The sequence below is a fragment of the Halomonas sp. EF61 genome (assembly GCF_040147045.1).
GTDB classification, from domain to species: domain Bacteria; phylum Pseudomonadota; class Gammaproteobacteria; order Pseudomonadales; family Halomonadaceae; genus Halomonas; species Halomonas litopenaei.
The window spans coordinates 1,250,822-1,266,542 of record NZ_JAMSHM010000001.1; the positions used below are offsets into that span (position 1 = coordinate 1,250,822).

At 62.2% G+C, this 15,721-nt stretch carries 11 protein-coding genes; 1 reads left to right on the top strand and 10 read right to left on the bottom strand.

Going from position 1 to position 15,721, the window contains the following annotated elements; translation table 11 throughout:
* Nucleotides 1–142: 142 nt before the first annotated feature.
* Nucleotides 143–991, bottom strand: a complete 849-nt coding sequence (locus NFI08_RS05440) for a DUF72 domain-containing protein (protein WP_349587826.1) — start codon at nucleotides 989–991, stop codon at nucleotides 143–145.
* 194 nt (nucleotides 992–1,185) lie between these two features.
* Entirely contained in the window at nucleotides 1,186–2,490 is a 1,305-nt protein-coding gene (locus tag NFI08_RS05445; protein WP_349587829.1) for a DcaP family trimeric outer membrane transporter, read from the bottom strand.
* Nucleotides 2,491–2,861: 371 nt separating this feature from the next.
* Here NFI08_RS05445 and NFI08_RS05450 point away from each other — a divergent pair, with 371 nt between their 5' ends.
* The gene (locus NFI08_RS05450; protein ID WP_349587832.1) at nucleotides 2,862–3,902 is read left to right on the top strand and encodes an IS481 family transposase; all 1,041 of its coding nucleotides are present in this window, start codon (nucleotides 2,862–2,864) and stop codon (nucleotides 3,900–3,902) included.
* 713 nt (nucleotides 3,903–4,615) lie between these two features.
* Here NFI08_RS05450 and NFI08_RS05455 read toward each other — a convergent pair.
* The 8 genes from NFI08_RS05455 to atpD form a co-directional block, all read right to left on the bottom strand.
* Nucleotides 4,616–6,265: a BCCT family transporter gene (locus NFI08_RS05455; protein WP_108131965.1), complete on the bottom strand. Its 1,650-nt coding sequence runs from the start codon at nucleotides 6,263–6,265 to the stop codon at nucleotides 4,616–4,618.
* 569 nt (nucleotides 6,266–6,834) lie between these two features.
* On the bottom strand, nucleotides 6,835–8,673 hold the full coding sequence (gene glmS / locus NFI08_RS05460; protein ID WP_108449572.1) for a glutamine--fructose-6-phosphate transaminase (isomerizing): 1,839 nt from the start codon (nucleotides 8,671–8,673) through the stop codon (nucleotides 6,835–6,837).
* A gap of 90 nt (nucleotides 8,674–8,763) precedes the next feature.
* Nucleotides 8,764–10,128 (bottom strand): bifunctional UDP-N-acetylglucosamine diphosphorylase/glucosamine-1-phosphate N-acetyltransferase GlmU, encoded by a 1,365-nt coding sequence (glmU, locus tag NFI08_RS05465; protein WP_349587836.1) that lies wholly within the window; start codon nucleotides 10,126–10,128, stop codon nucleotides 8,764–8,766.
* A gap of 97 nt (nucleotides 10,129–10,225) precedes the next feature.
* A complete protein-coding gene (locus NFI08_RS05470; RefSeq protein ID WP_349587839.1) occupies nucleotides 10,226–11,335 on the bottom strand; it encodes an FAD:protein FMN transferase in 1,110 nt (369 codons plus the stop codon).
* A 21-nt stretch (nucleotides 11,336–11,356) separates the two neighbouring features.
* Nucleotides 11,357–12,154, bottom strand: coding sequence for an undecaprenyl-diphosphate phosphatase (locus NFI08_RS05475; protein WP_349587841.1), 798 nt, complete (start codon nucleotides 12,152–12,154; stop codon nucleotides 11,357–11,359).
* Between the two features lie 112 nt (nucleotides 12,155–12,266).
* Nucleotides 12,267–13,640 carry a magnesium transporter gene (mgtE, locus tag NFI08_RS05480; protein WP_349587844.1) on the bottom strand — a complete coding sequence of 458 codons (1,374 nt, stop codon included), beginning with the start codon at nucleotides 13,638–13,640 and terminating at the stop codon, nucleotides 12,267–12,269.
* Between the two features lie 233 nt (nucleotides 13,641–13,873).
* Entirely contained in the window at nucleotides 13,874–14,299 is a 426-nt protein-coding gene (locus tag NFI08_RS05485) for a F0F1 ATP synthase subunit epsilon (protein ID WP_045992706.1), read from the bottom strand.
* Nucleotides 14,300–14,323: 24 nt separating this feature from the next.
* A complete protein-coding gene (gene atpD, locus NFI08_RS05490) occupies nucleotides 14,324–15,700 on the bottom strand; it encodes a F0F1 ATP synthase subunit beta (protein ID WP_045992707.1) in 1,377 nt (458 codons plus the stop codon).
* Between the last annotated feature and the right edge of the window lie 21 nt (nucleotides 15,701–15,721).

Here is a 15,721-nt window from a genome sequence, read left to right on the forward strand (position 1 = left end):
GCAGGGTTCGCGCTGGTCGAGACCGGTGGGTCCAGGCGAGTCACCAGCCAAGGATAAGGAGGCGACCGTCTCTGGCCCGTGGCAAGTGACGAACAGCCGACAAAACTAGCGTATGACAATAACAAACGCCAGCCAACAATGGTCAAAGCAGCTGATTCTGTCGATCTCCCGGAAACCCGGGCAATGCCTGCCACCCCATTCTATCGGCGACTCTGGCGTACAGGTTTCTGGCCAGTTCCGGGGCCTGGCGATTATCCGCCATATGCACAAAAAGAAAAGGGGTTTTCCCCTGTTTTATCCACAAGGCGAGCTGGTCTATCCAGGGGGTGAAATAGTGCTCGTTGATGGCGCTGTCAAGATGGCCAATGAAACGTATCACAGGAAATTTTGCTGTAGAGATCACGTGTAGTGGGCGTCTTGGCTTTTCCGCACGAGCCTGGATCAATCCCGAATGGGCCTCGGGCGGTCCGGAAAACAACGGCCTGACATCCAGCATCACGCGATCGACGCCATGACTTATCAACAGGGCGTTGATATCTCTCTCGGCGCTCCCCTTGTGGAAAAATTCACTGTGGCGCAGTTCTACTGCGCAGGGTACGTCTTGTGGCCAATCTCGTAGAACCTTCTCCAGAGCAGGCACCTCCTCAGGACCAAAGTCCCTGGGGAGCTGAATCATGACCGGCCCGAGGCGGTCCTTCAGTGGCCACAGGGCCTCGACGAAGTCACCCACATCGGTCTCGACCTGGCGCAATCGTCTTGCATGTGTCAGCGCCTGGGGCAGCTTGAAGCAGAAGCGAAAGCCCGGTGGCGCCTGGCGAGACCAGCCTTCCACCGTCCGTGGCCTGGGCGCCCCGCTGTAGAAGGTGGTATTTCCCTCGACGGCGTTGAATACGGCGGCGTAGTCGTCGAGCCAACCCTCGCGCCCGGCGTGGGGTGGGTAGAGACCACCACGCCAGTCGGGATTGGCCCACATTGGCAGACCAATGTACATGGGTGGTTGCGCTGATCGATCGTTCAAGAAGGCAGACTCGACGGTTTCAGGGGCGCCAGCATAGCATCGCCCCGCCCGGTGTTGCCGAACGGGGCGATGCTGACAAGCTGCAAGCGGCGCCGAGCGCCGGAGCTTGTTGCCCTCAGCCGGGACTCTGTCCGAAAAGCCGACGGACACAGGGGTTTTTCAGCCTCCTAGAAGTCGTACTTGGCGGAGAACTGAACCCTGTCCAGGTCGAAGGTATCGCCGTCCACCTCATCCAGGTCGTAGCGCTGATACTCCGCCGACAGTGTGGTATTGGCAAAGGGCGACCACATCAGGTTGAGAAAGAAGCTGTCGTAGCTGTCGGTGTCATCGCCGGTACCGTTGCTGTCGAGTTCAGTCGCCGAGTAGGCGATGCTCGAGCGCAGCGTGTCGGTCCAGTAGTGACGATAGATGGCCGAGGCGCCCCAGGACTCCACCATCTTGATCTGGCCGTCCTCCACCTTGGCGTTGGGGTAGGCGCCCAGCGCCATGTAGCGTCCCAGGTTGCCATAGTTGGCCTGCAGCATGAGGTCGTCTTTTTCGAACACCGGGAATCGTCCGGTCAGGCTGTAACCCGCCCCCCAGCGACTGTCGTCGTCCTCGGCGTCATCCAGGCTGAAGCGCCTGACAACGGTGGCCGCTGAAACATGCCCCCACTCCTGGTCCCCATTGACCCGGGCCACCATGTCCGGGGTGTCCTGGTCGTCGTCGCCGTCCTCGGGGTTCTCCACCGCGAACTGCAGGCTGCCCCAATCCAGCGGATAGGTATAGCGAAGCTGTGGCTGGCGCACGAAGATCGAGCCGGTATGGGTACTGAAGGCGTCGATCTCGCCAAGCCCCTTGAGATCCATGAAGGTTGACCAGTACTGCCCGGCCAGCCAGTTGCCCCAGCTCAGGTAGGCGTGGCGCAGCCGCGGCGCGTAGGAGTGCGAAACAAATTCGTTGGCTTCGTCGTCGGCGCCATAGAAGTCCGTCTCGATATAGGTCTTCATGGTATCGCCACCCAGCGGTGTACTGGTACCGAAGCTCAGACGCGTTTCCCGCGCACTGAAACTGACGCGGTTGTCGGCGTCGTCGTCGGTGGCGCGCAACAGCCCCGCCGTCACCGTCTCGTTGGCCTTGCCGTCGCTGAGTCCATTGTCGGAGAACGCCGCCTGAGCCTTGATGTAGCCGCCAAAGGACACCGTGGTATCTCCCACCAGGAAGTCGCCACTGTCGGTGCGCTTGACCACGTTCTCGCTGACGTCGGCGACGTCCTGCTGCATGCTGGCCTGCTGGTTGATCAGGTTATCGATCTGGGCCTGCTGCTGTTCAACCAGTTGCATGGCCGCCTGCTGTTGGGCCTTGAGCTGTTCGATCTGGGCCTTCAGCTCATTGAGTTCCTGCATCGACGTCTGCGCCTCTGCCGCGATCGGCATCAGCAGACAAAGGCCGGTTCCCGTCAGCAAGGCGCTTGTGGATCGCAATCCGCTCATCGCCGTCCCCTTCATTATCGTTGTCGTGGCGGTCGTCATGGCGGCTGTCGCTGAACTGAATCACCGACGCCTGCACGCTCGGAGACCCAGGCATGACCGGCAAACCACTCGCAGGAATGGCGACCACGTATAACCAAGCGCTTACTTACGAATATAGGAATAAAGGTTAGAGAACGGTGTTTGATATTGTGCCCAATGAAGCACGAAAAAGAAGCGTCCGAATTAGCAAAACAATAGAAATATATCTTACAAATTCATAATGCTAGAACCGGAAAATATGTGTGGTGTCTCGGATGTTCAATTGACCAAAAGGAGCTATCCTTTGATAGCCGCCCGAGGGCTTCTCCGTCAGTTCATCCAGGAGCATTGCCATGGAGATCAAGCTTCATAAGCAAGCCACTACAACCCCGAAGATTCGCGCTGAGATCCAGGCGGCTCCTGCTCACATTACCGATACGGCGCTGGCGGAGCGTTTTGGTGTCAGTGACATGACGATACGTCGGTGGCGGCACCGCGATGACGTCTATGATCGCCCCCACACCCGTCACAACCTCAAGGCAACGCTCAACCACGAGCAGGAAGAGGTGCTGATTGCGGCACGCGAATTCCTTCGTCTCGGGCTCGACGACCTGCTCGTCGTCGCCCGGGAGTTCTTGCATCCCACGCTATCCAGAGCGGCGCTCCACCGGATGTTGAAACGCCGCCAGGTGCCCACCTTGGCCCAATTGGCTAAGAGGGATCAGGAGGGCAAGAAGGAAACGCCCAAGCCCTTTCGAGACTACGAACCGGGCTACCTCCATATCGATATCAAATATCTGCCGCAGATGCCTGATGAGACGCAGCGCCGCTATCTGTACGTTGCCATCGACCGAGCTACGCGCTGGGTCTATCTGGAGCTGCGCTCCAGCCAGGCGGCAAGCGATGCTGAAGCGTTTTTCCATCGGGTCGTTGAGAAGGCCCCGTTCAAGGTCCAAAAGGTGCTGACGGACAATGGCAAGAGCTTCACGGATCGCTTCACCTCTGGTGGAGAGCGCAAGCCCACCGGACAGCATCCGTTTGACCAGGCATGTGCAGAGCACCAAGTGGAGCACCGCCTGATTCGACCGGGCCACCCTCAAACCAACGGAATGGTCGAACGCTTCAATGGCCGTATCAGTGACGTCTTGGCGACGCGTCGCTATGTCTCCGGAGAAGACCTGGAGCAAACGCTAAAACGATACTGCTGGCTGTACAATCATCACATCCCGCAGAAGGCATTGAAGCACCAAGCCCCCATTTCAGCGATGAAAGACTGGCAGAACAGGCGTCCTGAGCTATTCACCAAGCGTGTAATTAATCATCCGGGACCTGACAAATATGGAAAATTCCGAGCTTTCTTCTTTATCAAGTATCGGTACAGCATATATCGATAGGCAGTAGAAGCGGCGCCTGGCCGATCTCAAGAAAATACCACTGCATCAACGTGCTGTTTTTGTGATCTGGTTCTCGGACCGGCAGCGCGGAGCCTGTCAACACAGATGACACTTGAAATGATTCTGACTCTTTAACACCCTGCCGCCAGGGGCGCCGCATTCCTCTCGGGATTCAGGTGCACTACCTCTGGCAGGCCGAGGTTTCCGATGTCCCAGGACCAACACTCCGGATAAAGCTGCTTTGTCGCCTCAAGACCTCCCGGCGCTGCGCCAGGATACCTTTGGCCTCGCAGCTATGACGCTGACTCGTCGCGCCGTCGGCGATACCTCGCGGCCGATGTCACTCTGGAAAGAGCTCTTCGTCACTTCATGTAGATTTGGGCTGCCGGCACCGAACGCGTCACGCTTCTAGCGCCTATCTAGAAAAACTGTGTTAATTACCATCAATGACTTGAACATTGATCTATCGAGCTAAGGGGAGCCATACCCCGGTAGACGGAATATCGCGTTGTCCTCGACCGCACCTCCTGGATCTGCGGCGACACTTGAGCCTACGCTTCCCTCAGCACTACACAACAGGAAGGGAACAAGCCCGACCTCGTGAGGCCGGGCAAAGTTGGATGCAGCAAAACGGGGTCAGTCGACGTTGTTGTGCCAGCAGATAGAGCATCTACAACCAAAGAAAGCCGACAGATTTCGCATGATGAGAGGACTCAGCCACCCCGGCGGCGCAACTGACGAAGCTCGCCGTTCAGCGCCTTGATGATGGTGTAGCACATCACAATCATCACCACCGAGAAGGGGATCGCGGTGGCCGTGACTCCGGCCTGGAGCGCCGAGAGCCCGCCGCCGATCAGCAGTACGATGGCAATCAGGCCTTCCACCGTGGCCCAGAACATGCGCTGAGGACGCGGTGCATCGATCTTGCCACCGGCGGTGATGGTATCGATCACCAGCGAGCCGGAATCCGACGAGGTGACGAAGAAGATCAGCGCCAGGATGATGCCCAGGGTCGACATCAGGCCCGACAGCGGCAGCTCGTTGAGCATGGCGAACAGCGACAGCTCGGGACTGTAGCTGTCGATCACGTACTCCTTGACCAGGCTGCCGGCCGGATTGGCATATAGCTGGTCGAGGGCGGTGGCGCCGAACACACCCATCCAGATAAAGATGAACAGACTCGGGATCACCAGCACACAGATCACGAACTCACGCACCGTGCGCCCCCGGGAGACGCGGGCGATAAACATGCCGACGAAAGGCGCCCAGCTGATCCACCAGGCCCAGTAGAAGATGGTCCAGGATTGGCGATAGGCGTCGTCCTCGCGGCCGAAGGGGGCCGACAGCGGGATGAACTTCGTCACGTAGGTCTCAAGGCCGGCCCAGAAGCCGGCGAGCGCTGCCAGGGTCGGGCCGGCGAACAGCACGAAGAAGAAGAACAACACGGCCATTCCCATGTTGATCTCGGAAAGCCGCTTCACGCCACCTTCCAGACCGCGCCACACCGAGACCAGCGCCACAGCGGTGACGGCTGCGATCACGACCACCTGAGTGGTGATGCTGACGTCCAGGCCGAAGACGAAGTTCATGCCGGCGTTGGCCTGCTGAGCGCCGAGGCCGAGCGAGGTGGCCAGACCAAACAGGGTCGAGAATACCGCCAGAATGTCGATGACGTGGCCCCACCAGCCCCAGACGCGGTCACCCAGCAGCGGGAAGAACGCCGAACGGATGGAGAAGGGCAGGCCCTTGTTGTAGGTAAAGATGGACAGCGCCAGCGCCATCACCACGTAGACAGCCCAGCCGTGGATGCCCCAGTGCAGATAGGTGCCGGCCAGCCCCATGGCGGTGGCGTCTGCGATGGCCTCAGCGTTCAGTTCCCCGTCGCTGCCGAAGGGCGAGGGCGTGCCTAGCGGCGAGGAGACGTTGGCGTGATAGACCGGTTCCAACACGCCGAAGAACAGCAGGCCGATGCCAATGCCGGCCGCGAACAGCATCGCAAACCAGGACAGGTAGCCATACTCCGGCGTGGCGTCGGGGCCGCCCAGGCGGACCTTGCCGTATGGCAGCACGACCAGTGCCAGGCAGAACAGGATGAAGCCGTCCACCACGATCATGAAGTAGCTGTCGAGGGTGCCGGTGGAGAAGCTGACAATGGACTGAAAGAGATTACCGGCTCGCTCGGGGAACAGCAGCGTCAGCACGATGAAGACAATCGAGGCCAGCGCCGAGATGGCGAAGACCCGGTTATGTATATCGAAGCCGATAGGCCCCAGGCTGCCCTCGAAGTTGTCCTGCCCGACGGTATAGTCCGTCTGCATGTCGTCCGAAACCGGGGTTGGAGCCTGCTCGCTTTGAGTACTCATGAATGATGCTCCTGTGGATGGAAACACACTGGCCGAGTGAGTCTTGCACACGTCAGCTGTTGCGTGTGACAGGACAAGCGATGAGAGCTGAGGCTCCCTTACCAGTAGCGGAAAGATTGAGCCCTCGGCGTCACTATGTGCACCGGAAACAGCAGCCCTCCCCTGAAACCATCTACCCCGTGCAGGTCAGCACAACAGGGGGGGACCGCAAATAACGCGTGGAAATATCAGCGAAAGCGACGCCGCTTTCCGTTCAGCGCCTTGATGACTGTATAGCACATCAGAATCATCACCACCGAGAACGCAACGAGATATCGTCAAATCCGGTGCCGGGCTATTTGGCGGCAGTCCTGTCTGATTGATCGGTGGCTTGCTCTCCATCCTTGAACTGAAGCGGACCCCATTCCCAGGCAAAAAAGAGAGCGGGACACCGGGGTGTCACCGCACTCTCTTTAGCCACCAAGAACAAGAACGGACTGCATCAACACCTTCTCTGGAGTTGATGGGAAGATTTCCCTTCCGTCACGCCGAGTCTGCGACCGCTGCCATACTCTCTCTAGACGGTATGTCTACTCCACCGTCACCGACTTGGCCAGGTTGCGCGGCTGATCGACGTCGGTCCCCTTGAGCACCGCCACGTGGTACGACAATAGCTGCAGCGGCAGGGTGTAGAGGATCGGCGCCAGTGCCTCGTGGACGTGGGGCAGATGCAGCACCTGGATACCCTCGCTGGCGTTCAGGCCGACATTCTCGTCGGCGAACACGTACAGCTCGCCGCCTCGAGCCCTGACCTCCTGCAGGTTGGACTTGAGCTTGTCCAGCAGTTCGTCGTTGGGCGCCACCGAGATCACCGGCATCTCGCTGTCCACCAGCGCCAGGGGGCCGTGCTTGAGCTCGCCCGCCGGGTAGGCCTCGGCGTGAATGTAGGAAATCTCCTTGAGCTTCAAGGCGCCTTCCTGGGCGATGGGGAAGTGGGCGCCACGTCCCAGAAACAGCGCGTGATGCTTCTCGGCGAAGGCCGTAGACAACCGCTCGATGGCCTCGTCCAGCCCCAGCACCTGGCTGCACAGCGCCGGCAGGGTCCGCAGTGCGGCAACAATGTCCGCCTGCTCGTCCTCGTCCATGCCACGCACCCGGCCAAGCGCCAGGGCGAACAGCATCAGCGCGGTCAACTGGGTGGTGAAGGCCTTGGTGGAGGCCACGCCGATCTCGGGGCCGGCCTGGGTCATCAGGCTCAGGTCGGCCTCGCGCACCAGCGAGCTGCCCGGTACGTTGCAGATACCCAGGCTGCCCAGGTAGTTGTCCTGCTCCATGGCAAAACGCAGCGCAGCCAGGGTGTCGGCGGTCTCGCCGGACTGGGACAGGGTCACGAACAGGGTGCCCTGGGGCACCACCACCTGGCGGTAGCGATACTCGGAGGCGACCTCCACCTGCACCGGGATGCCGGTATAGCGCTCGAGCCAGTAGCGCGCCACCATGCCGGCGTGATAGCTGGTGCCGCAGGCCACGATATGGATCTGGCGGACCTGCTGGAACAGACGCTCGGCGTCGGGACCGAAGCTTTCCACCAGCACCGAGCGGTCGCCCAGGCGGCCTTCCAGCGCCGCGGCGATCACCGCCGGCTGTTCGTGGATTTCCTTGAGCATGAAGTGGCGGTACTCGCCCTTGCTGGCGGCGCCGTCACCATGCTCAAAGGTCTGGACCTCACGCTCGACGGCGGTCCCCTCGGCATCAAAGATCTCGATGCGACCATTGGCGGACAGCCGCACCACGTCGCCTTCACGCAGATAGATGAAGCGATCGGTCACCGGCAGCAGCGCCAGCGGGTCAGACGCCAGGAAGGCCTCGCCGATGCCGACGCCGACCACCAGCGGGCTGCCCTTGCGCGCGCCGACCACCACATCGGGCTCGTCCACCGCCATGACCCCCAGGGCGTAGGCGCCGTCGAGGCCGGCGACAACCCGCTGGAAGGCGCTGAGCAGATCACCGTCCAGGCGAGACTCACGCTCCAGCAGGTGGGCGATCACCTCGGTATCGGTCTCGGACTCGAACACATAGCCCTGATCGGTGAGTTCCCGACGCAGCTGCTCGTGATTCTCGATGATGCCGTTATGTACCACCGCCAGGCGATCACGCGACTGGTGGGGATGGGCGTTGGGCTCGCTGGGGCGACCGTGGGTCGCCCAGCGGGTGTGAGCAATACCGCTGAGCCCCAGCAGCGCCGAATCCTCCAGTCGCGCCTCGAGCGCGGCCACCTTGCCTACCGCGCGCTGGCGCACCAGGGTGCCCTTGGGACTACGCACCGCCATGCCGGCACTGTCATAGCCGCGATACTCGAGACGCTTGAGGCCTTCGAGCAGAATGTTCTGTACGTTGCGCTGGGCCACCGCGGCGACGATGCCACACATAGGGGTCACTCCTTGAGAGGTTCGTTATTGGCTACCGCTGACCAGCAATCGAGAGGGGGCCGCAACGGCAGAAACGGGCGGAAGAGTCCGTCAATCCTCGTCCTTGGTCGGCCGCGGCCAGTTGGCCTTGGCGATCTGACGAGACCTCGTCACCGCCAGGCTATGATCGGCGACGTCGCGGCTGATGGTGGAACCGGCACCGACGGTGGCGCCCTCGCCGACACTGACCGGGGCTACCAGCGCCGAATTGGAGCCGATGAAGGCGGCGTCACCGATCTCGGTGCGGTGCTTGTTGGCACCGTCATAGTTGCAGGTGATGGTACCGGCGCCGATGTTGACCTCGCGTCCCAGGCGGGCGTCACCCACGTAGCTCAGGTGGTTGATCTTGCTGCCCTCGCCCACCTCGGCGTTCTTGGTCTCGACGAAGTTGCCGACCTTGGCCTTGACCGCCAGGCGGGAACCGGGACGCAGGCGGGCGAAGGGACCGATCTGGTTCAGCCCGGCCAATACTGCACCATCGACGATGCTGTGGGCCTCGATGACGCTTTCGGCGCCAACATGGCTATTGCGTATCACCGTGTAGGGGCCGATGCGCACGCCTTCGCCGAGCTCCACCTCGCCTTCGAACACGCAACCCACGTCGATGAAGACGTCATGCCCGCAGCTCAGCTTGCCACGCACGTCGAGACGATCAGGGTCGGCCAGGGCCACGCCCTTCTCCATCAGCGCCTCGGCGATGTCACGCTGGTGAGCCCGTTCAAGCCGCGCCATCTGGGCGCGATTGTTGACGCCTTCGACTTCCATCGGCCGCGACGGCTGGGCGGTGGCCACGGCGATGCCCTCGGCGGCGGCCATGGCGATCACATCGGTCAGGTAGTACTCGCCCTGGGCGTTGTCCGACGACAGCTCAGGCAGCCAGCGCTTCAGCTGGGCGCTGGTCATGGCCATGATGCCGGTGTTGCACTCGGTGATCGCAAGCTCGCTTTCAGAGGCATCCTTCTGCTCGACGATGGCCACCACCTCGCCTTGGTCGTCACGCACGATGCGACCGTATCCCGCCGGGTCGTCCAGGGTAACGGTCAGAAGCCCCATATGGCGCTCGTCCACCTGCTCCAGCAAGGCCGCCAGCGTTTGCCGGCGGATCAACGGCACGTCACCGTAGAGCACCAGTACCTTGCCATCGCCGAGCTGGCCCAGCGCCTGGGCGACGGCGTGACCGGTACCCTTCTGCTCGGCCTGATGGGCAAAGCGAACCTCGGTGTCGGCCAGGGCATCGCGAACCCGCTCGCCACCGTGCCCGATGACCACGTGGGTGCGATCCGCATCGAGACCCCGGGCGGTATCGACCACATGACGGACCATCGGCTTGCCCGCCAGGGTATGCAGCACCTTGGGCAGGCTCGAGCGCATGCGGGTGCCCTGTCCGGCGGCGAGAATCACCACATCGAGGCTCATCGTGACTCCTTGTCTAAAACAAAAGATCGAAGCAAATGTCGCAACAGTACCGAACCGACCTACGGTTTCAGCGATCCGTCGTGAGAGAACAGCGCTTCTATTCTAGCGGGGTGTCGTCGTCCGTCACCACCGTCAGCCCCAGGGTATCGACCATCTCCTGCCCGAAACGGGCAACAAAGGCGGGGCTGACCCGACTTTCCCACCCCTCACCCTGACGCACCAGCATCACCACCGGCAACTCCTGGTCGATGGCGGCCTGCATGCCTTCCTCTTCGCCCATCACGCTCAGCGCGGTGGCCCAGGCGTCGGCCCAGGCATTGGACGGATGCACCACCGTGACAGAAGCCAGCCGATGGGTGATCGGTCGCCCGTTTCGAGGATCGATGGTATGCGAGTATCGCTTGCCATCGGCCTCGAAGTAGTGACGGTAGTCACCGGAAGTCGCCACCGAGACGTTATCGAGACCCACCACGTGCTGAGCCTTGGGGGTACCGTTCTCGGGCACCTCGATACCGATGCGCCACAGTCCCTTGCCGCCGTCACGGCGTCCCTTGACCTTGACCTCTCCGCCAAGATTGACCAGGTAGTTGGCGATACCCTGGCGATCCAGATAGGCCGCCACCTCATCGGTGGCGAAACCCTTGGCCACCCCGGACAGGTCAACGTAGACGTCACGCAGGCGACGAGCCTGGGCCTCGGCGGTATCGATCTCGAGCGCGTCCATGCCGACCTGAGACAAGCGCTGCTCGAGTACCTCTTCCTCGGGGATTTCCCGGGGACGGGCCTCGGGGCCAAAGCTCCACAGATTGACCAGGCTACCGACGGTGACGTCGAAGGCGCCGTGGCTCTGCTGGTTGACCGACTGGCTGATGGCCAGCACCTCCATGAATTCGTCGGAGATCGGCTGCCATTGCCCCAGCGGTGACTGGTTGAAGGCGGACAGCTCCGAATCCTCGCGCCAGGTCGACATGGAGGCGTCGACCGCGTGCATCTCGTCGAGCACGCCCTGCTCGATCTCCTCGACCTGCTCTTGCGTCAGCGGGTCGGCCAGGGTGATCTGGTAGAAGGTGCCGAAGATGTCGCCCTCCAGAGTGACCGGCGAGCGAGTGGTGGCCTCGTCGCTGCAGCCGGACACCAGCAGTGCCATCAGGAGGGGCGCCAGCCAGGTTTTCAGCCATCCACGCCGAGCGAACTTGAATCCAGTCATGAGTGGGTCTCTTCAGGTGTTTCAGCCGAACAGCCAGATCAGGGCGATACCGAGCAGCAGGCGATAGACGACGAAGGGCTGCATGCCGATGCGCTTGATGAACGACAGGAAGAAATGGATGCACAGGTAGGCGCTGACGCCGGACAGCAGCGTGCCGAGCGCCATGTCGCCCCAGTGCACATCGACACCCGTCTGAATCAGCTCGCAGGCTTCGAGCCCTCCCGCCAGCACGATCACCGGAATCGACAGCAGAAACGAGAAGCGGGCCGCGGCTTCGCGCCCCATGCCCAGCATCAGCGCCACCGTGATGGTAATGCCGGAGCGCGAAGTGCCGGGGATCAGCGCCAGCGCCTGGCCGATGCCGATCCACAGGGCGTCACTCCAGCGCAACTGATACTCGCTGCGCGAGCCCCTGAAGCGCCAGTCGGCAAGCCCCAGCAGCAGGCCGAAGAAGATCAGACCGAACGCCAGCACCATGGGCGAGCGCGCATACTGCTCGATGATATCCTTGAACAGCAATCCGGCCAGTCCCACCGGAATGGTGGCGAGGATCACCCACCAGGCCAGCCGGGCGTCCTGGTCGGTGCCGCGACCGACAACGCTGGCACACCAACTCGACAGCATGCGCAGGATCTCTTCGCGGAAATAGACGACCACCGCGCCAAGGCTTCCCAGGTGCAAGGCCACGTCGAAGGCCAGTCCCTGGTCCGGCCAGTCGCTGAACACGGGGACCAGTATCAGGTGGGCAGAGCTCGATACCGGAAGAAATTCGGTGATTCCCTGAATCAGGGAGAGAACGACAATCTGTAGCCAATCCATGGAGTGACCCGTAAGCGAGGGGTAACAGGCAAAACGCCCGCAAGAGCATACACTCCACGGGCGTTCTTGTCCGCTGTCCGGGGCACCCTCCAACCGCACCCGCTGCGGTCGATCAAGTTCCCATCAGTACCAGCGTGGCGATGGAAAAGTAGATGACCACCCCGGAGGCGTCGATCAGGGTTGTGACCAGCGGTGCCGAGGCGGTGGCCGGGTCCCAGCCCAGCCGATCGAGCACGAACGGCAGGCACATGCCGAGCAGGCTGCCGAACAAGACGATGCAGATCATGCTGATGGCCACCACCAAGGCCACCGCCTCACCGCCTCGAATGATCCCGATGGGGGCCACCGCCAGGGCCATGGTCAGTCCCAGCGAGCCTGCCACCAGCAGTTCTCGGCCGAGCAGCTTGCTCCAGTCCTTGATGCCGACGTCTCCAGTGGCCATGCCTCGCACCATCAGGGTGGCGGCCTGGGCGCCGGCGTTGCCACCGCTGCCGATCAACAGCGGCAGAAAGAACACCAGGGTCACCTGGGCGGCGATGGTGTCCTCGAAATGGGCGATGCCGGCTCCCGAGAAGAGGTTGCCGAACACCAGCAATACCAGCCAGATCACTCGCTTGCGATACAGGCTCCACAGCGGCACACGTGACACGCCGCCTTCCAGCTGGCCGATCGACATGCCCTTGTGGATGTCCTCGGTGGCCTCGGATTCGACCACGTCCATGGCGTCGTCGTGGGTGACGATGCCGACCAGTCGCTCGTCGGTGTCCGTCACCGGCAACGCCAGCAGGTCGTAGCGCGCCACCACCCGGGCGACCTCTTCCTGCTCGGCGTCCACACCGATGCTGATGACGTCGTGGATCATCAGCTCGTCGATGATCGCCTGGGGCCGTGCCACCATCAGCTGTCTCAGTGACATGGTGCCGGCCAGGCGGCCGTGCTCGTCCACCACGTACAGCTGGTAGACGGTCTCGGCGTCGGGAGCGGTCTGGCGCACCCGCATCATCGCCCGGGACACGGTAAGCCCCATCGGGATCGCCACATAGTCGGCGGTCATCAGGGCGCCGGCGGTGCCCTCCTCGTAGCTCGCCAGGCGCTTGAGCGCCTCTCGCTCGCGCCTTGCCATGCGCCGCAACAGCGCCTCCTTGCGGTCATCCCCCAGCACCTTGAACAGATCGGCACGTTCGTCCGAGCCCATCTTGTCGAGGATTCGCGACAGCCAGGCGTCCTCGATGCGCGACGCCATCGCGTCCTGGGCCTCGAACGGCAGATGACCAAACACGCTGGCCTGGCGCCCCACCGGCAAACAGGCCAACAGCGCCACGGCGCTGTCCAGGCGGTCTTCATCCTCAATCAGTCGCTCGAGGATCTCGGCCAGATCCGCCGAGCGAATCTCGGGCAGGCGGGCTTCCAGCGTCTTGCTGTCGCGGGGATCGAGGGCACGCAGCAGCACCTGCTTGTGCGCATCCAGGCTGGGGGTCAGATTCATGGGCGTCTCCTCATGGCCAGCGTCCTTGCCGCAAATCGCTGAGGCGCAGTGTCCCCAAGAGACGACCTATCGGGGCTGCTCGAAAAGGCGACATGATGCCATGTCTGGATGAACATTAGACACAAGGCAAGCATCGAAGAAGCGTCAGTCGCGGTTCGCTGCCGCCATCACCAACGAAAACGCCCCCCGAATGTCAGCCATTCGGGGGGCGTGGGGCATCGGCGCCAGGGAACTTAGCCCTTGCCGGCCTTCCTGCGCAGCTGCTGGATGGTACGCAGCTGGGCCAGGGCCTCGGAGAGTTCCGCCGCGGCGCGGGTGTAATCCAGCTCCGCCGACTTGTCCTCCATGGCCTTGATGGCCTGCTTGCGGGCCTCTTCGGCGGCCGCTTCATCCAGATCGGATGCGCGAACCGCCGTGTCGGCCAGCACGATCACCTTCTCGGGCTGCACTTCGATAAAGCCGCCGGAGACGTAGAAGTGCTCCTCGCTGCCTTCGTTGAGCACCCGCACAGGGCCCGGAGCCAACTCGGTCAGCAGCGGCGTGTGGCCGGCCAGGATGCCAAGATCCCCCAGGATGCCAGCCGCCACCACCTGCTCGGCACTACCGGAGTAGACCGAGGCTTCGGCACTGACGATCTCGCATTGGATGGTTTTCGTCATGATGACGTCTCCCGGTTAGAGGGATTACTTCATCTGGTTGGCTTTCTCGACGGCCTCGTCGATGGTGCCGACCATGTAGAAGGCCTGCTCGGGCAGCTCGTCGTACTCGCCGTCCAGGATGCCCTGGAAACCACGGATGGTCTCCTTCAGCGACACGTACTTGCCGGGAGAGCCGGTGAACACCTCGGCAACGAAGAACGGCTGTGACAGGAAGCGCTGGATCTTACGCGCACGTGCCACGATCTGCTTGTCTTCGTCGGACAGCTCGTCCATACCCAGGATGGCGATGATGTCCTTGAGCTCCTTGTAGCGCTGGAGCACGCCCTGAACACCGCGCGCGACGTTGTAGTGCTCGTCGCCCACCACCAGCGGATCAAGCTGGCGAGAGGTGGAGTCCAGCGGGTCGATGGCCGGATAGATACCCAGCTCGGCGATGGAACGCGCCAGTACCACGGTGGCGTCCAGGTGCGAGAAGGTGGTCGCCGGAGACGGGTCGGTCAAGTCATCCGCGGGCACGTAGACGGCCTGTACGGAGGTGATCGAGCCGGTCTTGGTGGAGGTGATACGCTCCTGCAGAACGCCCATCTCCTCGGCCAGGGTCGGCTGGTAACCCACCGCGGACGGCATACGGCCCAGCAGTGCGGACACCTCGGTACCGGCCAGGGTGTAACGGTAGATGTTGTCGACGAACAACAGTACGTCACGACCTTCGTCACGGAACTTCTCGGCGATGGTCAGACCGGTCAGGGCCACACGCAGGCGGTTCCCGGGCGGCTCGTTCATCTGGCCGTAGACCAGTGCCACCTTGTCGAGAACGTTGGACTCCTGCATCTCGTGGTAGAAGTCGTTACCTTCACGAGTACGCTCACCGACACCGGCGAACACGGAGTAACCGCTGTGCTCGGTGGCGATGTTACGGATCAGCTCCATCATGTTGACGGTCTTGCCGACACCGGCACCGCCGAACAGACCGACCTTGCCGCCCTTGGCGAACGGGCACACCAGGTCGATGACCTTGATGCCGGTCTCGAGCAGCTCGTTGGTGGCGGCCTGGTCGGCGTAGCCCGGAGCCTCGCGGTGGATCGGCATGCGCTCCTGCTCGCCGATCTCACCGGCTTCGTCGATCGGCTCGCCGAGCACGTTCATGATGCGGCCCAGGGTTTCCTGGCCGACCGGGACGGAGATGGCCGCGCCGGTGTTATCGGTGTTCATGCCGCGCTTGAGCCCTTCGGTCGAGCCCATGGCGATGCAGCGCACCACGCCGTCGCCCAGCTGCTGCTGGACTTCGAGGATGGTCTCCTTTTCGGTGACCTTCAGCGCGTCGTAGACCTTGGGAACATCGTCCCGCGGAAACTCTACGTCAATCACCGCGCCGATGATTTGTACGATACGTCCGCTCATCTTGGTTCCTCTCTAATACCT